Origin of the sequence: Longispora sp. NPDC051575 (assembly GCF_040681875.1) — a bacterium.
GTDB lineage: Bacteria > Actinomycetota > Actinomycetes > Mycobacteriales > Micromonosporaceae > Longispora.
In genome coordinates this window covers 539,469-558,752 of sequence record NZ_JBFAZP010000003.1, presented here as the reverse complement: position 1 = coordinate 558,752, position 19,284 = coordinate 539,469, and the positions used below count along the sequence as shown (strand labels likewise).

Below are 19,284 nucleotides of genomic sequence, written 5' to 3'. Positions count from 1 at the left end.
CGTCACCTCGGTGCTCGCCACCGGTACGCGGTCGGGGCCGCTCCAGCGGGGCCCGACGCCCGGGTTCGACCGACGTCACAGTGTGGACCTGAGGGGCGGCCGGAACGGCCGCCAGGGGAAACGGCGACGCTACCAGGACCCGCGACCGGCCTCAACTCCATTTGGGTACCCGCCGGCCGTGTCGGATCGCCGGGGCCACGGGCCGGTCGGCCGGGTGTGCCGCAGTTCGGTCAGGCCGCGCCACAGCCGGGTCGGGCCGCCGTCGGGCACGAAGCCGAGCCGCTCGTAGAACCGGAGCGCCGGGGTGTGGCGTTCCAGGGCCCAGACCACACACGACGGGTACCCGGCGGCGGCCAGCCACACCAGCGCGTCGGCGACCAGCAGCCGCCCGGCCCCGCACCCCTGGGCCGCCGGCCGCACGTACAACGCGTGCAGCTCGCCCAGGGCCGGATCCTCCTCGGCGGGGCCGCTCCAGGCGTAGCCCAGGACCCCGGTGGCGTCGGCGGCCACGGCCACCCGCTGCCCGGGGCGGACGGCGGCGCGGGCCCAGTTGTCGGCGGTGCGGTCGGGGTCCAGGCCGGCCACCACGTCGGGGATCCACGCCCCGTAGGTGGCCCGCCAGGTGTCGAGCTGGACGGCGGCGATCGCCGGGCCGTCCTGCGGGGTGGCCGCGCGCACGGTGGGAACGGTCATGGCGACCAGCCTAGGGCGGCCACACTGTGGACGGTCACGCTCCGCGACGAAGCGCTGGAACGCGGCCCGCCTATGCTGGAGCCGGCAGCGTGGCGCGGCCCCGGGCGTCCAGCCGGTCCTCGGGCGTCCGGCCGGCCGTGGGGCTCCGGACCATGCGCGCCCCCACCGGGCCGTGCCCCTGTCCGTGGCGTGTCGTGACAGTGGCCTGCCGGTGGCGTACCCGTCAGGAACGTGTTCTGGTCCGTGGTTCTCCGGAAATTGTCGGGGGCCGGCGTTAGCCTGCAGAAGACGTCCCGCCCACGACCTAGGAGGACCCCTGTGGCCACCCGACTCAACCCCTACATCAGCTTCAACGGCGAGGCCCGCGAGGCCATGGAGTTCTACCAGTCGGTCTTCGGCGGCACCCTCACGGTGAACACCTTCGGGGAGTCCGGGGCGCCCGAGGGCCCGGGGGCCGACAAGATCATGCACGCGATGCTGGAGGCCGACAGTGGCTACACGCTGATGGCCGCCGACACCCCGCCGGGCATGCCCTACACGCCCGGCGACAACATCTCGGTGAGCCTGAGCGGCGACGACGGCGACCAGCTCCGGGGCTACTGGGAGAAGCTCTCGGCCGCCGGCACCGTCGCCGTGCCGCTGGAGAAGCAGATGTGGGGCGACGAGTTCGGCATGTGTACCGACCGGTTCGGCATCACCTGGATGGTCAACATCGGCGCGCCGCGGACCTGACGGAGATCGTCAACCCGGGGTTGACGATTGGTCATCCGTCAACCTAGAGTTGACGCATGACCAATCCTCCCCGCGCGACCAGTCCCGTCCGCCTCGACGACCTCATCGACGCCATCAAGAAGGTGCACACCGACGTCCTGGAGCAGCTCTCCGACGCGGTGATCGCCGCCGACCACCTCGGCGACGTCGCCGACCACCTGATCGGCCACTTCGTCGACCAGGCCCGGCGTTCCGGCGCGTCCTGGACCGACATCGGCCGCAGCATGGGCGTGAGCAAGCAGGCCGCCCAGAAGCGCTTCGTCGCCAAGGGTGAGGCGTCCGATCTCGACCCCAACCAGGGCTTCAGCCGGTTCACCGAGCGGGCCCGCAAGGTCGTGATGGCCTCCCAGGAGGCGGCCCGGTCCGCCGGCAACCCCGAGATCGGCCCCGCCCACCTGGTGCTCGGCTTCCTCGCCGACGCCGACTGCGTGGCCTCGAAGGCGGTCGTGGCCCTGGGCGTGCCGGTGGAGGCCGCCCGCCGGTCGGTCACCGCGACGCTCCCGCCGGCCGTCGAGGGCGTGACCGAGCTCGTGCCGTTCGACGCGCACGCCCGCAAGGCCCTGGAGCTGACGTTCCGCGAGGCACTGCGCCTGGGGCACAACTACGTCGGCACCGAGCACATCCTGCTCGCCCTCCTGGAGGTCGAGGACGGTGCCGGCCCGCTCACCGACATCGGTGTCACGAAGGCCGCCGCGGAGGAGCAGGTCACGGCGATCGTGGCGGCCATCGTCGCGCAGCGCACCCAGGCCTGACCACACGGGTCTCCGTCGCGGCGGCGTGCCGACGTGGCGGAGCCGCCCACCGGGCGGGGGATCCGGGGCGGCACGCCGGGGGCTGACCTCGGCGAATGCGGTGTGTGATGGTTCGTGGGGAAATATGATCGCCCACATCATGAACGCAGAGAAGACAGACCTGAGAACCCGCGCCGAGGTGTACGCGCACCTGCACGCCCTCATCGCGCGCGGCAACCACATCGTCGCCCTGGAGGACGCCACCCGGATCGCCGAGACGGCGGCCGACCCGATGGCGGCGTTGCAGGCGCTGACGTACCAGGTGATCGCCGCCGTGAACCTGCGCCGCACGTCCGACTGCGTGCGGTTGCTGAGCAGGGCGTTCGCGGCGGTGGACGCGCACTGGGACGCCGCCATCGCGGGGGAGCTGCACGTCCTCGCGGGCTGGCTGGCGTTCCAGCGCGGGGCCTCGGACCTGAGTGTCCGGCACGTGATCCTCGCCCGGCGGATCTTCGAACGCGCCGACCCGGCCGGCCTCGGCGTGCTCGACGGCTGGCACGACGTGGCGCTGACGTTCTCGTACCTGGGGCTGCACGAGCACGCGCTCGCGGCCATCGAACAGGTGCGCCGGGCGGAGCTGCGCGCGGGCAACCGGTACGACAGCATCAGCCCCGAGGTGCCGCTGCGGTACGCGCTCGCCCGCGACCACCGGGGCGACCCGGCCGGCTGCCTGCGGGTCCTCGCCGAACTGGTGGCCGACGCGGGCGCCCGCCGGGCCCGGGGCACGCACCCGTTCCCGCCGACCGACTGGGGCTACGTCGCCTACGCGGTGGCGCGCCGGGCGGCCATGGGCGAGGCGAGCGACGTCGACGCGTCCGACTACGCCGAGGACCTCGGCACCGGCCCCGAGGAGCAGGAGCTCCGGGCCATGATCGCGATCTGCGGGGCGCTGGCGGCCGGCGACGGGGACGGCGCGCTGGAGCTGCTGGCCGGGTTGCGGCTGTCGGAGCAGACGTTCGGGGCGGCCGAACCGCACCGGTTGCGGGTCCTGGCGCACACCCTGCGGGGCGACGTCGAGGCGGCGTTGGACGCGCAGAACGCGATGCTGCGGCTGGTGTGCGACCGGCTGGAGCGCTACAGCGACCTGTTCGTCGACGGGGTGGCGGCCCGGATCGACCACGAGCACCTGCGGCACAAGGCGGTCCGGTACGCCGGGGACGCCCGCACCGACCCGCTGACCGGCCTGCCGAACCGCCGGTACCTGCACCACTACGTCGAGGACCTCGCCCTGCACGGGACGCCGGCCATGCTGGGGCTGTGCGACCTGGACGGGTTCAAGGCGGTCAACGACATCCACGGCCACGCGGTCGGCGACCTGGTCCTCGAACGGATCGCGGCCATCATGGCCCGGATCGTCCGCCGGCACGACCTGGTGGCCCGGTACGGCGGGGACGAGTTCGTGCTGATCCTGCCGGCGGCCAGCCCCGAGCAGGCCGGGTTGATCGGGGAGCGGCTGCTGGCCACGATCGAGGCGGAGGACTGGGCGACGCTGGTGCCGGGTACCCGGCTGACGGCGAGCATCGGGTGGTCCCCGCTGGACCCGCGCGACCCGTCCCGGGGGATCCGGGCGGCGGACGAGGCGATGTACGCGATGAAGAGCCTGCATCACGGGTGAGCCGGCCACGGCCGGGTGCGCACCCGCACGGCCTCGGCCGACGGGCCCCGGCGGTGACCGGGAACCCGAAGTGCCCGCCTTGTCCATCCCCTGCCCGACCAGGGCAAACGCCCGACGTGCTTTACCGTTAAGCTTAGGCTAGCCTAACGCGCATGTCTGAAGATCCACTCGGCGCCGCCGTGTGCCTGAGCGGCGTCGGCCTCGGCCTGAGCTACCACGGCAAACCCGTGGTCCGCGACGGCACCCTGACCCTGCACCGCGGCGAGGTCACCGCGCTGGTCGGTCCGAACGGCAGCGGCAAGTCGACCCTGCTGCGCGCTCTGGCCCGGCTGCACCGCCCCGACGCCGGCCGGGTCCTGCTCGCCGACGGCTCCTCGGCACTGGACCTCTCGGCCCGCGACTTCGCCCGGCAGGTCACCCTCCTGGCCCAGAGCCGCCCGGTACCCGTCGGCGTGACGGTGTCCGACGTCGTCGCCTACGGCCGGCACCCCTACCGGGGCCGGTGGCGGTCCGAGGACCCGGACGGCGCGCGCGCCACCGAGTGGGCCATGCGGGTCACCGGGGTGGAGGCGATGGCCGGCCGCCCGGTGGACGAGCTGTCCGGCGGCGAACTGCAACGCGTGTGGCTGGCCACCTGCCTGGCCCAGGACACCGGTGTCCTGCTGCTCGACGAGCCCACGACCTACCTGGACCTGCGGTACCAGGTGGAGATCCTCGACCTGGTGCGCGACCTCGCCGACGACCACGGGGTGGCCGTGGGCGTCGTGCTGCACGACCTCAACCAGGCCGCCGCCGTGGCCGACCGGCTCGTGCTGCTGCACGGCGGGGCGGTCCGGGCCGCAGGCACCCCGGCCGAGGTGCTCACCGAGACGCACCTGACCGAGACGTACGGCATCCGGGTCGAGGTGGACCTGGATCCCGGTACGGGCCGGCTCACCACGTACCCGGTCGGGCGGCATTCCCGACCCCTGAATTCCCAGATGAAGAACGGACAGGCCAGATGAAGCGATTGTTGTGCGCCGTCACCTCCCTCGTCGCCCTCGCGGCGATCGCCACCGGGTGCGGCACCTCCGAGAAGGCCGAGGACAAGGCCGCCACGTCGGGCGGCCCGGTGAGCGTCACCGACAGCCGGGGCAAGAAGATCGACCTCAAGGAGCCGGCCCGCAGGGTCGTCGCACTGGAGTGGGGCGAGGCCGAGATGCTCGTCACGCTCGGCGTGATGCCGGTCGGTGTCGCCGACATCAAGAACTTCGCGATCTGGGACACCGCCGTGAAGATCGACGCGGGGGTCAAGGACGTCGGCACCCGCAGCGAGCCGAGCATCGACGCGATCGTCGCGCTCAAGCCCGACCTGATCGTGATGGAGGTCGAGAAGGACTTCGCGCTCGTCGAGCAGCTGGAGAAGTTCGTCCCGGTGCTCGTCGCCAAGGGCAGCGACGCGACCCGCAACCTCGAGCGGATGCGCGAGGACTTCACGATGATCGCCACCGCGGTCGGCAAGACCACCGAGGCGAAGAAGACCCTGACCGAGCTCGACGGGGCGCTCGCGGCCGCGAAGACGAAGATCGCGGCGGCCGGCGGCGCCAACAAGCCGTTCGTCATGGCCGACGGGTGGAAAGAGGGCAGCACGATCTCGATCCGGATGTTCGGGCAGGGCTCCTACGTCTCCCAGCTCGCGATCCAGGCCGGCCTGAAGAACGCGTGGACCGGCAAGGTCGACGAGGCCTGGGGCCTGGGCAACACCGACGTCGAGGGCCTCAGCCCGCTGAAGGACCAGGACGTGCGGTTCCTCTACAGCGCCCCCGAGGACGACGTGTTCGCCCAGGGTCTGGCCGGCAACGCCATCTGGGACTCGATGACGTTCGCCAGGAACAAGCAGGTGCACAAGCTCCCCAACGGCATCTGGACGTTCGGCGGCCCGGCGTCGAGCCGGCAGTTCATCGACCAGCTCGTGAAGGTGTACGCGGGTTGAGTTCGACCACCGCGCCGGCCCGCGTCGGGGGCGCCTTCCTCGTCGCGGGCTGCCTGGTAGTCCTCCTGGCCGGGGTGCACCTGACCCAGGGGACGTCCACGGTGGACGCCGGTGACCTGTTCGCGCTGGTCACCGGCAACGGGCACCAGGAGACCCTCGACATCCTGACCGCGTCCCGGCTGCCGCGCCTGCTGGCCGGACTCGCGGTCGGGCTCGCCCTCGGCGTGGCGGGCGCCGCCTTCCAGTCCATCGCCCGCAACCCGCTCGCCTCGCCGGACACCCTGGCGGTCAACGCGGGCGCGCACCTCGCGATCGTCGCGGCGGCGGCCTTCGGCGTGTCCCTGCCCGTGCTGCCCGCCGGCGGTCTCGCGTTCGTCGGTGGCCTGGCCGCCGCCGGCCTGGTCTCGGCCCTGTCCGCGGGCGGCCGCTCCGGCCCGACCCGGCTGATCCTCGCCGGCTCGGCCACGGCCCTGGCCCTGAGCGCCGGTACCACCCTGCTGATGCTGCTGTTCGAGCAGCAGACGACGGGGCTGTTCGCCTGGGGCAACGGTTCGCTGGTGCAGACCGACCTGAAGGCCGTCACCCAGATGGCCCCGGTCATCGCCGTGGCCGCCGTCGGACTGCTGTGGATCGCCCGCCGGCTCGACATCCTCGCGCTCGGCGACGACACGGCCTCGACCCTCGGCGTGGACGTGCCCCGGACCCGGATCCTCGTGACCGGCCTGGCCGTCCTGCTGTCCGCCGCCGCCGTCACCCTGGTCGGCCCGGTCGGGTTCGTCGGGCTGTGCGCGCCGGTCATCGTCCGGCTCGCGGCCCGCTGGCTGCCCGACGCGCACCGGCACCGGGTCCTGCTGCCGCTGTCCGGGCTCGCGGGGGTCGGCATCGTGATCGGCGCCGACATCCTGCTGCGCGCCGTCCTCGGCGGCCAGGGCGGCGTGGACATCCCGACCGGCGTGGTCACCACCCTGGTCGGCGCGACCCTGCTGGTGTGGCTGGCCCGCAGGCACCGCGACTCGGGGCCGACCCGCAGCGCGCCCGCCGGACACTTCGCGGCCGTCCGCAGCCGGAGGTTCTTCCTCGGCGTGATCGGGGTCTGCGCGGTGCTGCTGGTCGGCGCGCTGGTCGCCGGCATGCTGGTCGGGGACACCTGGCTGCTCACGGGCGACGTGGCCAACTGGCTCGCCGGCCGCTCCGGCCGGGCGATCACGTACGTGCTCGACCAGCGGTACCCGCGGGTGTTCGCCGCCCTGCTCGCCGGGGCCGCGCTGGCCCTCGCCGGGGCCGTCGTGCAGGCCGTGTGCCGCAACCCGCTCGCCGAACCGGGCATCCTCGGCATCACCTCCGGGGCCGGGGTGGGCGCGGTGTCCATCCTGACCCTGGTGCCCCTGGCCGGTATCGGGCTGCTGTCCGCAGCCGCCGGGGTGGGCGCCCTGCTCGCCTTCGCGCTCGTGTACGGCCTGGCGTGGCGGGGCGGGCTCAGCTCCGACCGGCTGGTGCTGATCGGGGTGGGCGTGTCCGCCGGGTGCGGCGCGATCATCACGTTCGTCATCGTGGCCACCGACCCGTACAACACGGGCAAGGCGTTGACCTGGCTGTCCGGGTCGACGTACGGGCGCCAGCCCGCGCAGGTGCTCCCCGTGGCCCTGGCGCTGCTGGTGGCCGCCCCGCTGGTCGCGCTCGCCCGCCGGGAACTGGACCTGCTCGCCCTCGACGACGACACCCCCCGGGTGCTCGGCGTCCCGCTCGAACGCGCCCGGATGCTCGCCCTGGTCGGGGCCGCGCTGCTCACGTCCACGGCCGTGTCCGCCGTCGGCGTGATCGGGTTCGTCGGACTGGTGGCCCCGCACGCGGCCCGGGCGCTCGTCGGCTCCCGGCACGCCCGGATGCTGCCGGTGGCCGCGCTGCTCGGCGCGATCCTGGTGAGCTTCGCCGACACGCTCGGCCGGACCGTGATCGCCCCGGCGCAGATCCCGGCCGGGCTGGTCACCGCGATGATCGGCACCCCGTACTTCATCTGGCTCCTGTGGCGGGCCCGGACCCTCGGAGGAAAGTGATGACCGCAGCCTGGAAGTTCTTCCCGGTCCGCGTCCGCGAGGTCACCCGGCTGAGTCCCTCGTTCACCCGGGTGACGTTCACCGGCGACGACCTGGGGCACTTCGCCGACAACGGGTACGACCAGCGGATCAAGCTGATCGTGCCGCTGGCCGGCTCGGGGGTGTCCGCGATGCCCACCGGCGCGGACTGGTTCACCGAGTGGCGCGCGCTGCCGGAGGCGGCCCGCAACCCGGTGCGCACCTACACGGTCCGGGCGGTGCGCCCCGCACTGGCGGAGGTGGACGTGGACCTCGTGCTGCACGGCGACGGCGCGGGTCCGGCCGGCCGGTGGGCGCTGGCGGCGGCCGTCGGCGACGAACTCCTGCTCCTCGGCCCGGACGCCCGGCACGACGGCCCGCACGGCGGACTGGAGTTCCACCCGCCGGCCGACGCGACCACGGTGCTGCTGGCCGGGGACGAGACGGCGGTGCCGGCCATCGCCGGGATCCTGGAGCGGATGCCGGCGCACCTGACCGGCGAGGTGGTCCTGGAGGTCCCGCACGACGGCGACGTCCTCGACCTCGCCGGCCCGCCCGGCGTGACGGTCACGTGGCTGGCCAGGGAGGACGCCGCGCACGGCGCGGCGCTGCGGGCGGCGGTCGAGGCGGCGGCCGGCCGGCTCGTCGACGCCCGGCCCGGCGCGGCGGTCACCGACATCGACGTGGACAGCGAGATCCTCTGGGAGGTACCGGAGGAGCCCGCCCCGGCCGGCGGGGTCTACGCGTGGATCGCGGGGGAGGCGGCCGTGGTCCGGACCCTGCGCCGGCACCTGGTCACCGACCGTGGCCTCGACCGACGGTCGGTCGCGTTCATGGGCTACTGGCGCCTGGGCCGCTCCGAGACCGACTGACCCCGACGCCCGGCCGGGTCGTGCTCACCCCGACCGGTCGGCCGTCTCCTGGGCCTCGTCGCGGGTCCGGGCGTGGTGCCGGCGGGCCTTCACCCGGCCCCCGCACATCGCCATGCTGCACCACCGGCGCTGCCCGTTGCGGCTGGTGTCCACGAACAGCCAGCCGCACGACGGGCACTCGCCGAGCCGGTCGAGCGGCCCGTGGGTCAGCAGGTCGACCGCCGACGCCGCGGCCTCGCCGAGGAGGTGCCCCGCCGGCCAGCGCAGGCTCCCGTGCGCGCCGTCGCGGGCGAAGGCGGCGGAGGGCAGCGCCGCCGCGTACACCTCGAAAAGGGTTTTCAGGTCCCTGGGTGGGGGCGCGGCGTCGCGGGTGAGCGCCGAGAAGACCCGGTAGATGGATTCGCGCAGGTCACGGGCCTGTTCGACGGTGCCGCCGGGCGCGCGGCCGACGAGCCCGGCCCACGCCGCGAGGCCGTCGGGGGTGTCGATCCAGTCCCGCTCGGGGACGGGCCGCTCGTTGACGGTGTTCGCGAGGTCCAGGCAGAGGGCGTTGCCGACAAGTTCCACCCCCCCACTATCTCACCATTCATGGGTACTTGACAGGTGACATCGAACCATGCCAGCGTCTAACCAGTAAACCTGTGTTGAATGGTTAAGAGGTACTGCCATGACCCGTCGGACCCTCGTCCTGGACGCCCCCTCGAACCTGGGCCTCCGCCCGCCGGCCCCCGGCACGGTCCCCGGCTGCCACAAACTCGCCGGCGCGCTCCGCGACCACGGACTCCTGCCCCGGATCGGGGCCGCCGACGCCGGCTGCGTGACCCCGCCCCGCTACGACATCACCGGCTGGAATCCCCACGACGGCGTGTTCAACGCCCCCGCGATGGCCGGCTACACCCGCCGGCTCGCCGACCGGGTCACGGAACTCCTCGACGCCGACGGCTTCCCGGTCCTGCTCGGCGGCGACTGCTCCATCCTGCTCGGCTCGACCCTCGCGCTCCGCCGCCGGGGTCGGTACGGGCTGGCCTTCCTCGACGGGCACAGCGACTTCCGGCACGTCGGCAACGCCGCGTACGTGGGCGCGGCGGCGGGGGAGGACCTGGCCCTGGTCACCGGGCGGGGCCAGCGCGACCTCGCCGACCTCGACGGCCTCGGCCCGTACCTGCGGGACACCGACGTCGCCGTCCTCGGCATCCGCTCCGACGACGAACTCACCGGCGAACTCGCCGACCTGGGCATCCCCGTGTGGGACGTCGCCCGGCTCCGCGCGGTGGGCCCCGGGGCGGCGGCCCGGGCGGCGCTCGACCGGCTGGAAGGCCACGACCTGGACGGGTTCTGGGTGCACCTCGACGTCGACATCCTCAACCCGGAGGTGATGCCGGCCGTGGACAGCCCCGACCCGGGCGGGCTCGACTACGCCGAGCTGGTGGCGGTGCTGGGTGTGCTGATGGACTCGCCGGCCTGTGTGGGCGCGCAGGTCACGGTGTTCGACCCGGACCTCGACCCCGACGGGCGGCTGGCGGCGGAGCTGACGGACGCGCTGGTGGAGGCGTTCACGCGCTGACCGGGCGGGGCCGGGCTCCGGTCATGCGCGGGCCGGGCCCGATCGGGGACCGGGATGCGGGGGCTCCCGGTCGCCGGTCGGGTCACAGGTGCGCGCGGGCCTCGTCCACCTGCCGGACGATGCCCTGCGCGTCGGCGGCGTCGGCCAGCGTGCCCGCCTCCTCGATCAGCGCCTGCGCGTCGTCGGGCCGGTCCTGCGCGGCGGCGAGGTACGCCAGGCCGACCAGGTTCGCGGCGACCCCCGGCGTGAACCCGAGCGCGCGGCGCAACCGGGTCGACTCCTCCAGGTGGGCACGCGCGCCGTCGAGCCGCCCGGCCCGGTGCTCGGCGATGCCGAGGTGCCGCAGCGCGTACGACGCGGTCAGCGGGTCGCCGGCCCGCTCGGCGAGGGCGAGCGACCGTTCGAGGGCGGGGACCGCGAGGGTGTCGTCGTCGCCGAGCAGCTGGTGGTAGCAGCCGATCCAGAACAGCGCCCAGGCCCCGCCCCGGGTGTCCCCGAGCCGCCGGTACAGCCCGGCGGCGTGTTCGAACAGCGGCAGTTCGCGCGGGTCGCGGGTGCCGTCGTGCAGGAAGCGCGCGTGCAGGATCCGGCCCCGGGCGAGCGACAGGTCGGCCTCGACCGTGTCCAGGCCCTGCTCGGCGGGGTCCAGGCCGCTGGGGTCGCCGCCGAAGACGGCCCGGTCGTACAGCCGGCCGGCCCGGTCGATCCGGTCTTCCGAGCCCATCGTCGCCCCCGCGTGTCGGGTCCGACGGGGTGCCCGCCGGCTCCATGATCCATTTTGGAGAGGTGAGTCTACCGGACCGGGCCGGCGGGCGGTGGGGAGGCGAGCGTCGATCCCCGCCGCCCCGCGACGACGGGGAACTCCCCAGGTCGGGGCGGTGCGCGGGCTACTCGTCGCAGGTGTCGAGCATCTCCGACAGGGTCGCCTTCTCGGGCGCGGTGACGTTCAGGTCGTACGTGTACTTGACGTGTCCCCACGCGCGGGCGTACGTGCACCAGTACGAGCGCAGCGGGGGCTTCCACAGGTCGGGGGACTGGTCGCCCTTGGCCCGGTTGGAGCTGGCGGACACCCCGATCAGCTGCGAGTGGGTGAGGTCGTTGGCGAACGCCCTGCGCTGCGGGGTGTCCCAGGTGTCGGCCCCGGAGCGCCAGGCGTTGGCCAGCGGCACCATGTGGTCGATGTCGATCTGCCCGGCGGACGCGAACGTCTTCCCGTCGTAGGCGCTGTACCAGCTGCCGGCCACCGCGCGGCACTCGCCGTCCTGTTCGACGCCCTCGCCGTCGCGGGCGAGCACGACCTCCCGGGTGTCACACTTGCCGCTCTGGCGGACCCAGTGCGGGAACTTCTCCCGGGAGTACCCGGCCATGGGGTGCGGCGCCTCCACCCGCAGCGTCTCCAGCTGGGCGCGGACCTTCTCCGCGCTCGGCGGCTCGGGCATCGCCTCGGTGCCGGCGTGCGCGGGCGCGCCGCCGGACAGCAGCACCGTCGCGGCGGCCAGCGCGGCGAGTAGACCTCGTGTCAGAACCTTCACCGGCAACTCCCCAGTCAAAAGGAACAATTGGGGCAGATGCTATTTGGAGGGCCGTCGAATGTGGCGGATCGACACGCGACGCCGGTGGCCGGCCGGTCCACCCGGGGCGGGCGGCGGCCCGGGTGCGCGGCGCGGGCCGTGTGTCAGGAAACCCGCTACCGTGGTGGCACCGGAGATTCTGGGTACCACCTGTCCGACACGTGTCGCCCGAAGGAGGTTCCATGGACCCGACCCTCAAGGTCGTCCTGCTGGTGTTCGCAGCGCTGCTGGTGATCGCCCTGCTCGTGGTCACCGTCGTGCTCGGGGTGAAACTCGTCCGGATGGCGAAGCTCCTCAAGAGCTCGGCGATGCCGGTGAGCGGCAAGGTCGCCTTCTGGGGGGCGCTGGCCTACACGGTCTTCCCCGTGGACCTGCTGCCCGACCCGATCTACCTCGACGACATCGGCGTGCTCCTGGGCACGATCGGCTACCTCGGCCACCTGGCGAGAAAACACAACATCCTTCCGGGTACGAAGGCGGACGCCGAGCGCCGTCAGATCATCGACGCGCCCTGAGCCAACCCGCCGACGGGGCGCGTCGGACAGACGACCCGGCCGGGTCAGGTCGCCCGTTCGCGGGCGAGGGCCCGGCCGACCTCCGCCGCCGGGTACGGGGTGGCGCGGCTGGTGCCGAACAGGTCCCAGTAGAAGGCGTTCATGGCGGCGGCGACGGGCGCGTACCGCACGACGGTCGCCGCGACCCCCTCCGGCGCACCGGCCGGAGCGACCCCCTCGGCGTACCGGCGGACGTGCGCGTTGCGGTCGGCCGTGTCGGCGAGGTCCAGCCCGCACACGTGGGTGACGAGCCAGTTCACGAGCAGCATCCGGGCGTACCCGTCGTCGTGGGTCGCGTTGTGCGCCACGAACTCCCGCTCGGCCGGCGACAGGTCGAACCGCAGTGAGGTAGCCAGGCCGAGGTCGGCGAAGTACAGCCGGTGGCCGTCGGTGAGCACGTTGCGGAAGTGGGCGTCGAAGTGCGCCACGCCGTGCGCGCCCATGGCGGCGGTGCCGGGCAGCAGGTCGCGTTCGAGGAGCGCGCACGCCGCGCCCACCGCGTCCCCGCCCGCGTCTAGCTGGGCGCGCAGCCACTCGCCCAGGTTCCACGGCACGTACTCCAGGAACAGCACGAGGCTGTGCGACGCGCGGGCGAGGGCGTCGAGCCGGTCGCGGACCGCCGCCGAACCGCCCCAGTAGGCGACCGCCGCCTCGGGGTCGGCGTGTTCCTCGGCGACCGGGGCGGCCCCGGGCAGCACCCGCCAGTGGTACAGCAGCGGATAGGAGCCGGCCCGGCCGGTGAGCACCTGGTTCGTGGTCAGGGTGTTCGCGGCGAGTTCGCGCCACGCGCCGAAGCCGGGGCCGCCGACCCCGTACTGGCAGCGGGGCGGGAGGTCGAACATGTTCGCCGTGGACCGGAGGTTCTCCGGGCGCAGTTCCCGGTCGGTGAGCGGGGCCCGCTTCACGAACACCGGGACGCCCCCGACGTCCAGCAGCGCCGTGGTGCCGCCGATCCCGGTGCCGAGGGGGGTGGCGCCGTCGACGAGCCGGGCGAGCCGGTGGTCGCCGAGCAGGGCCAGGGTGGCGGACGCGTCGGCGTACCGGAGGATCCGGTCCTGCATGGTCTCGTACCCCCGTGGTCGTGGTCGTCCGCGAACCCTATCCGGGCCGAAGGTTGTCGCGGGGGCGCGGACGGGCGTGCTGCCCGCGCCCGGCGCCGCCCCCGGTGCGGCGCGATCGACGGTCTGGCGAGTTGCCGCCCGGCCCGCCGAGGTCCGGGAGCCGCCCCGCCCGCTGAGGTGCGTCCGACGGTCTGGTCGGGAGCCCCGCCCGCCTAGGCGCGATCGATCGGACCAGGAGGTGCCGCGTCGGTAGCCCGATCAATGGTCTGACCAGCAGCTGCCCGCCGGCTGGAGCGCGATCGACGGTCTGACGGGGGATGGCCCGGTTCGCCGAGGTCCGGGAGCCGCCCTCGCCCGCCGAGGTGCGATCGACGGTCCGACCGGGGGCCGCCCGACCAGTCGAGGGCCACGAGCCGTCCCGCCCGCCGGGACCCGGTCACCGATCCGACGGCGTCGGCGGCCCCTTCAGCTCGACCGTGTTGCCCTGCGGATCGGTGAGATACACGGAGGGCCCGCCGCCCAGCGCGCCCCGCCGGTCGCCCACCTGCCCGATCGGCACGTCGTGCGCGCGCAGGTGCGCCAGGATCGCGGCCTCGTCGTAGCCGGCCACCCGCAGGCACAGGTGGTCCATGTTGTGCCCCTCGGCGCCGGGGGCCGCCCCGCCCCGCCGGCCCAGGGTGCCGTCGACCTGGACGAGGTCGATGAGGGAGGAGCCGGCCCGCAGCTGGACCATGCCGAGATCGTCGCGGCGGTGGTCCACGGTGCAGCCGAGCACCTCGCGGTAGAAGCGTTCCATCGTGCCGGCGTCGATCACGCGCAGGACGACGTGGTCGAGGGCCTCGATCTGGATCATGGTGGGACCTTTCGGTGTGGCCGGTGTCGTGTCCCCTACGATCGGCCCCGCCGGGCATGTTGATCAAGCAACGCCTGCGCTACGGTCGTTTAGTCAGACTCAACGAACGGTGGTGACATGCTCGAACGGCACGAGATCGAGGCCTTCCTGGCCGTCGCCGCCGAACTGCACTTCGGCCGCGCCGCCGCCCGGCTGCGGGTCACCACCGGCCGGGTCAGCCAGACCATCAAGCGGCTCGAACGCCAGATCGGCGCGCCCCTGTTCGACCGGACCAGCCGCCGGGTCGCCCTGACGCCGATCGGCCGGCAGCTCGCCGCCGACCTGGGCCCGCTCGTGTCCGGTATGGAGGACGCGGTCCGGCGCGCGGTCGACGCCGGCAGGGGCGTCACCGGCACCCTGCGGGTCGGCTTCCTCGGCGCCGGCGCCGGCACCGGGCAGCTGGCCCTGCGGTCCGTCGCGCTGTTCACGGCGCGGTACCCCGAGTGCGAGGTGCGGGTCCACGAGGCCCAGCTGCTCGACACCCGGGCCAGTCTGCGCGACGGCCGCCTCGATGTGCTGTTCGCCTCGTACCCGTTCGACGGCATGGCCAGCGGGCCCGCGCTGACCTCGGAGGCCCGGACGCTGGCAGTGGCCGCCGACCACCCCCTCGCGCGGGCGCGGTCGGTGTCGTTGGAGGTGCTCGCCGACCACCCGGTGGTCCAGCTCCCGGCGGTCACGTCGGACGCGTTCAAGCGGGACCGGACGCCGGACCGCACACCGTCGGGCCGGCCCGTGCCGCGCGGGCCGGTGGGCGCGACGTTCACCGAGATCCTCAACCATGTCGCGATGCGCCGGGGCGTGTACATCGTCGGCGAGCACACCCGGACGTACTACCCGCGCCCCGACATCGCCTACGTGCCGATCCGCGACGCCCCGCCGATCGAGTGCGGTCCGGTGTGGCTGGAGACGAACACGACGGCCCGGGTGCGGGCGTTCGTGCAGGCGGCGGCCGACGCGCACCCGCGCCCCTGAGTCCCCCCGGGGTGCAACTCTCAGGGGCCGACTCAGGGCGATCACTGATCCACCTCAGCTGACGCCGCTGGCAGGCTGGCGCCATGACACACGCAGTCGAACTCCGCGCCGTGCACCGGGTGTACGGACGCGGGGACACCACCGTCCGCGCCCTGGACGGCGTGGACCTGGCCTTCCCCTCCGGCTCGTGGACCGCCGTGATGGGCCCGTCCGGTTCCGGCAAGTCGACCCTGCTGCACTGCGCGGCCGGGCTCGAACGGGTCACCTCCGGCACGGTCACCGTGGCCGGCCAGGACATCACGAAGGCTTCGGACGCCGATCTGACCCGGCTGCGCCGTACCCGGATAGGTTTCGTCTTCCAGAGTTTCAACCTGATGGGCGCCCTGACCGCCGAGCAGAACGTGGCCCTGCCGCTGCGGATGGCCGGCGCGCGGCCCAAGCGCGCGGAGGTCCGGGAGATCCTGGGCCGGGTCGGTCTCGGCGACCGGCTCGGGCACCGGCCCCGCGAGCTGTCCGGCGGGCAGCAGCAGCGGGTGGCCCTGGCCCGCGCCATGGTGACCCGGCCGGCGGTGCTGTTCGCCGACGAGCCGACCGGCGCGCTGGACACGAAGTCCGCCCGCGTCGTGCTCGACCTGCTCCGCGAGCTGGTCGACCAGGGGCAGAGCATCGTCATGGTCACCCACGACCCGTCGGCCGCCGCCCGCGCCGACCAGGTCGTCTTCCTGTCCGACGGCCGGATCGTCGACAGCGTCGTCGCGCCCACCGTCCACCAGGTCGCCGACCGGCTCGCCGGACTCGAGGTGGCCTGATGCTGCGGATGTCCTGGCAGACGTTCCGCGACCGGTGGCAGCTGTTCGCGGGCGCGTTCGTCGCGGTCGCCCTCGGGGTCGCGCTCGTGCAGTCCTCGCTGCTGCTCCTCGTGGCCTCGGTCGACCCGGTGCTCCCCGCCGGCCTGTCGCAGGCCCAGAGCGACAACCTCCGCGACGGGTACGAGGCCGCCGGCTCCCTGCTCGGCATGGTGCTGTTCATCGCCGGCTTCCTCGCCGTGTTCGTGGTCGGCTCGACGTTCGCGTTCACGGTCGCCCAGCGCCGCGCCGAACTGGCCACCCTCCGGCTCAACGGCGGCAGCCGCTGGCAGTTGCGCCGCCTGCTGCTCGGTGAGGCCCTGATCCTCGGCCTGCTCGGCTCGGCGGCCGGGGTCGCGCTCGGCGGACCGGTCATGCGCGCCCAGCTCGCCGTCCTGCGCTCCAACTCCTTCGTCCCCGCGTACTTCGACGCGCCCTGGCGGGGCTGGGTCGTGTGGGTGTCCGTCGGCGTCGGCGTCGGCGTCGGCCTGTGCGGGGTGTTCGGCGCGGCCCAGCGGGCGGCCAAGGTCCGGCCCCTGGAGGCGCTGCGCGAGACCGGAGCGGCCGGCCGGGTCATGACCGCCTCGCGCTGGATCCTGGGCACCCTGTTCCTCGGGCTCACGGTCCTGATCGTGGCGGCCGGCCCGGACATGGCCGCGGAGGACGCCCTCGGCCTGTACCTGATGCTGTGCATGACCCTCGCGATCTCCCTGAACGCGTTCGCGCCGCTCGTCGTACCCCTCGTGGGACGGGTCCTCGGTCTCGTCGTCCGGGGGCCGCTCGGCGAGCTGGCGGTGGCCAACCTGCGGGCCGGCGTCCGGCGCACGGCCTCCACCGCCGCCCCGCTCCTCGTGCTGGTCTCCATCGTCGGCGGGCTGGCCGGGTCCGTGGACACCATGTCCGCCGCGATCGTCCGGGAGACCGCCGACACCGTCACCGCCGACCTGCGGGTCGATGCCGACCAGCCGGTGGGCGCGGCGCTGGCCGCCGTCCCCGGGGTCACCGTCGTGTCCGCCGAGAGCTTCGTGAACATGGGGGAGGACTACCCCGACGCCCAGGCCGTCGACCCGGTCGCCTGGCAGGCCACCCACAGGGTCGCACCCCTCGCCGGCGACCTGTCCGCGCTGGTCAGGTCGACGGTGGCCGCGCGGTCCAACGCCCTGCCCGGGCACACCTTCCGGGTCGGCGAGGACCTCGTCACCCCGAACGGGACGACCCTGCGCGTCGTGGCCGTGCTGCCCCCGGCGCTCAGCGGCCCCGGCCTGCTCGTGCCCGCCGCCCCCGGCACCCCCGGCCCGGGCACCGGGTACTGGCTGCGCGCCGACCGGCCCGCCGAGGTCGCCGCCGCGATCCGGGCCGCCGGACTCGGCGAGGTGAGCACCCGCGCGGACTGGCTCGACGCGTTCGCCGCCGAGCAGCGCCGCAACAACCAGGCCGTCCTGCTGGCCCTCCTCGGGGCCGGGGCGCTGTACGCGGCCATCGCCGCCGTCAACGCCGTGGTGATCGGGGCCGCCGACCGGCGGGCCGAGTTCGCCGCCGCGCGCCTGACCGGGCTGACCCGGCCGCAGGTGGTGCGCACCGCGCTGGTGGAGAGCCTGGCGGTGGTCGGGATCGGGCTGCTGCTCGGTGGGATGGCGGCCGGCGGCACCCTGTACGGCGTGACCCATTCCCTGGCGGCCCTCTCCGGGTACGCCGAGGCCGAGGTGCCGTGGGCACTGGCGGGCTGGCTGATCCTGGTCGCTGTGGTACTCGTCACCACGGCCAGCGTGGCCTCGACCCTGGCGGCGACCCGGATCCCGGCGGTCCGGCTGGCCGGGTCCCGCGAGTAGCTCCGACCCCGCGTGGGCCCACCGTGGGCCGTCCCGTTCGCCGGGGCGGCCCACCGGCCTGTGCGGGGGAGCTCCGACCCGGGCACGGCGGGAGCGTCCGTTCAGGGCCCGACCGTTCGGCCAGGGCAAACTCACTGGTGTGGCCTCTTGAGTTCGCCTACTGGTTTGGTAGACAATCACGCGATGATCGACTGGACCGTGGCGGCGGCCGGCCTGGTGGTCGGGCTGATCGTCGGCCTGACCGGCATGGGCGGCGGGGCCCTGATGACCCCCATCCTCGTGCTGTTCTTCGGCGTGCCCCCGCTCACGGCCGTCTCCAACGACCTCGTGGTCAGCGCGCTGATGAAGCCCGTCGGCGGCTGGGTGCACATCCGGCGGCGGACCGTGAACTGGCCGCTCGTCGGCTGGCTGTGCGTCGGCAGCGTGCCGGCAGCCTTCGCGGGCGTGCTCCTGACCCGGGCGGTCGGCGGCGACCTGCAGTCCCTGGTCAAGACCGCGCTCGGCGTCACCCTGGTGCTCGCCGCCACCCTGATCGGCGTGAAGCAGTGGCTGGCCCGCCGGCGCGGCCCGGTGACCGGCGAGATCGTCGTCCGGCCGCTGCGGACCGTGCTGATCGGCGTCGTCGGCGGCCTGGTCGTGGGCATGACCTCGGTCGGCTCCGGTTCGCTGGTCGTGGTCGCGCTGCTGGTCGTGTACCCGGCGCTGGCCGCCAACCGGCTCGTCGGTACCGACCTGGTCCAGGCGGTGCCGATGGTGGCCGCGGCGGCCGGCGGTCACCTGCTGTTCGGCGACTTCCACCTCGAACTCACCCTGTCCCTGCTCGTCGGCTCGATCCCCGGCGTCTGGGTGGGCGCGCGGTTCTCCTCCCGGGCCAAGGGCGGGACGATCCGGGCGTTCCTCGCCGTCATCCTGCTGGCCAGCGGGCTCAAGATGCTGTCGGTACCCAACGAGGCCGTCGTCGCCGCCGTGGCCGCCACCGCCCTGGGCATCGGCGCGGGCTACCTGCACCAGCGGCGGCGCGCGGCACGGACGGTCGCGCTCATGCCGGACCCGGTGGCCGGGGTGGAACAGGCCCCGCACACACCGACCCTGGTGTCCTCGGGCAGCGCGCGCGAGCGGGACGCCGTACCCGTCGAGTAGTCCGCCCGGGCGAGGACAGCCCCGAAACCGCCGATCCCCGGTACCCGGATGGTCGGCGGTTTCCGTTTTT

19 protein-coding genes are annotated in these 19,284 nt (G+C 74.0%); 13 read left to right on the top strand and 6 right to left on the bottom strand.

Annotated features, from left to right (window positions below; genetic code table 11):
- Nucleotides 1-129: 129 nt before the first annotated feature.
- Nucleotides 130-693, bottom strand: a complete 564-nt coding sequence (locus AB0M43_RS09960; protein ID WP_363722925.1) for a GNAT family N-acetyltransferase — start codon at nt 691-693, stop codon at nt 130-132.
- A 318-nt stretch (nt 694-1,011) separates the two neighbouring features.
- Between AB0M43_RS09960 and AB0M43_RS09955 the strand changes: the two genes are divergently transcribed.
- The 7 genes from AB0M43_RS09955 to AB0M43_RS09925 all read left to right on the top strand — a co-directional run bounded on the left by AB0M43_RS09955 (nt 1,012) and on the right by AB0M43_RS09925 (nt 8,786).
- The gene (locus AB0M43_RS09955; protein WP_363722923.1) at nt 1,012-1,425 is read left to right on the top strand and encodes a VOC family protein; all 414 of its coding nucleotides are present in this window, start codon (nt 1,012-1,014) and stop codon (nt 1,423-1,425) included.
- Nucleotides 1,426-1,481: 56 nt separating this feature from the next.
- Entirely contained in the window at nt 1,482-2,216 is a 735-nt protein-coding gene (locus AB0M43_RS09950) for a Clp protease N-terminal domain-containing protein (RefSeq protein WP_363722921.1), read from the top strand.
- A 139-nt stretch (nt 2,217-2,355) separates the two neighbouring features.
- Nucleotides 2,356-3,870, top strand: coding sequence for a GGDEF domain-containing protein (locus AB0M43_RS09945; protein WP_363722919.1), 1,515 nt, complete (start codon nt 2,356-2,358; stop codon nt 3,868-3,870).
- A 152-nt stretch (nt 3,871-4,022) separates the two neighbouring features.
- Nucleotides 4,023-4,874, top strand: a complete 852-nt coding sequence (locus AB0M43_RS09940; RefSeq protein WP_363722917.1) for an ABC transporter ATP-binding protein — start codon at nt 4,023-4,025, stop codon at nt 4,872-4,874.
- The gene (locus tag AB0M43_RS09935; protein WP_363722915.1) at nt 4,871-5,842 is read left to right on the top strand and encodes an iron-siderophore ABC transporter substrate-binding protein; all 972 of its coding nucleotides are present in this window, start codon (nt 4,871-4,873) and stop codon (nt 5,840-5,842) included. Before AB0M43_RS09940 ends, AB0M43_RS09935 begins: the two co-directional genes overlap by 4 nt.
- Nucleotides 5,839-7,896: an iron ABC transporter permease gene (locus tag AB0M43_RS09930; RefSeq protein WP_363722913.1), complete on the top strand. Its 2,058-nt coding sequence runs from the start codon at nt 5,839-5,841 to the stop codon at nt 7,894-7,896. The genes AB0M43_RS09935 and AB0M43_RS09930 overlap by 4 nt, the downstream gene beginning before the upstream one ends.
- Nucleotides 7,896-8,786: a siderophore-interacting protein gene (locus tag AB0M43_RS09925; protein ID WP_363722911.1), complete on the top strand. Its 891-nt coding sequence runs from the start codon at nt 7,896-7,898 to the stop codon at nt 8,784-8,786. The genes AB0M43_RS09930 and AB0M43_RS09925 overlap by 1 nt, the downstream gene beginning before the upstream one ends.
- A gap of 24 nt (nt 8,787-8,810) precedes the next feature.
- Here AB0M43_RS09925 and AB0M43_RS09920 read toward each other — a convergent pair whose 3' ends face one another.
- Complete coding sequence (locus AB0M43_RS09920; protein ID WP_363722910.1) at nt 8,811-9,353, bottom strand: ABATE domain-containing protein; 543 nt, start codon at nt 9,351-9,353, stop codon at nt 8,811-8,813.
- A 100-nt stretch (nt 9,354-9,453) separates the two neighbouring features.
- On the opposite strand from AB0M43_RS09920, the gene AB0M43_RS09915 reads away from it, so the two are divergent.
- Nucleotides 9,454-10,350 (top strand): arginase family protein, encoded by an 897-nt coding sequence (locus tag AB0M43_RS09915; protein ID WP_363722909.1) that lies wholly within the window; start codon nt 9,454-9,456, stop codon nt 10,348-10,350.
- A gap of 82 nt (nt 10,351-10,432) precedes the next feature.
- On the opposite strand, the gene AB0M43_RS09910 is transcribed toward AB0M43_RS09915, so the two are convergent.
- Nucleotides 10,433-11,074 (bottom strand): tetratricopeptide repeat protein, encoded by a 642-nt coding sequence (locus tag AB0M43_RS09910; RefSeq protein WP_363722908.1) that lies wholly within the window; start codon nt 11,072-11,074, stop codon nt 10,433-10,435.
- A gap of 163 nt (nt 11,075-11,237) precedes the next feature.
- On the bottom strand, nt 11,238-11,882 hold the full coding sequence (locus tag AB0M43_RS09905; protein WP_363722907.1) for a DUF1524 domain-containing protein: 645 nt from the start codon (nt 11,880-11,882) through the stop codon (nt 11,238-11,240).
- A gap of 221 nt (nt 11,883-12,103) precedes the next feature.
- Here AB0M43_RS09905 and AB0M43_RS09900 point away from each other — a divergent pair, with 221 nt between their 5' ends.
- Nucleotides 12,104-12,436, top strand: a complete 333-nt coding sequence (locus AB0M43_RS09900) for a YkvA family protein (protein ID WP_363722906.1) — start codon at nt 12,104-12,106, stop codon at nt 12,434-12,436.
- A gap of 44 nt (nt 12,437-12,480) precedes the next feature.
- On the opposite strand, the gene AB0M43_RS09895 is transcribed toward AB0M43_RS09900, so the two are convergent.
- Entirely contained in the window at nt 12,481-13,536 is a 1,056-nt protein-coding gene (locus tag AB0M43_RS09895) for a serine/threonine protein phosphatase (protein WP_363722905.1), read from the bottom strand.
- A 436-nt stretch (nt 13,537-13,972) separates the two neighbouring features.
- Nucleotides 13,973-14,389 (bottom strand): VOC family protein, encoded by a 417-nt coding sequence (locus tag AB0M43_RS09890; protein WP_363722903.1) that lies wholly within the window; start codon nt 14,387-14,389, stop codon nt 13,973-13,975.
- A gap of 117 nt (nt 14,390-14,506) precedes the next feature.
- Here AB0M43_RS09890 and AB0M43_RS09885 point away from each other — a divergent pair, with 117 nt between their 5' ends.
- From AB0M43_RS09885 to AB0M43_RS09870, 4 genes are all read left to right on the top strand, one after another.
- On the top strand, nt 14,507-15,400 hold the full coding sequence (locus tag AB0M43_RS09885; RefSeq protein WP_363722901.1) for a LysR substrate-binding domain-containing protein: 894 nt from the start codon (nt 14,507-14,509) through the stop codon (nt 15,398-15,400).
- A gap of 83 nt (nt 15,401-15,483) precedes the next feature.
- A complete protein-coding gene (locus AB0M43_RS09880) occupies nt 15,484-16,209 on the top strand; it encodes an ABC transporter ATP-binding protein (protein ID WP_363722899.1) in 726 nt (241 codons plus the stop codon).
- Nucleotides 16,209-18,074, top strand: a complete 1,866-nt coding sequence (locus AB0M43_RS09875; protein WP_363722897.1) for an ABC transporter permease — start codon at nt 16,209-16,211, stop codon at nt 18,072-18,074. The genes AB0M43_RS09880 and AB0M43_RS09875 overlap by 1 nt, the downstream gene beginning before the upstream one ends.
- Before the next feature lie 183 nt (nt 18,075-18,257).
- Nucleotides 18,258-19,214 carry a sulfite exporter TauE/SafE family protein gene (locus AB0M43_RS09870; protein ID WP_363722895.1) on the top strand — a complete coding sequence of 319 codons (957 nt, stop codon included), beginning with the start codon at nt 18,258-18,260 and terminating at the stop codon, nt 19,212-19,214.
- The last annotated feature ends 70 nt before the right edge of the window (nt 19,215-19,284 follow it).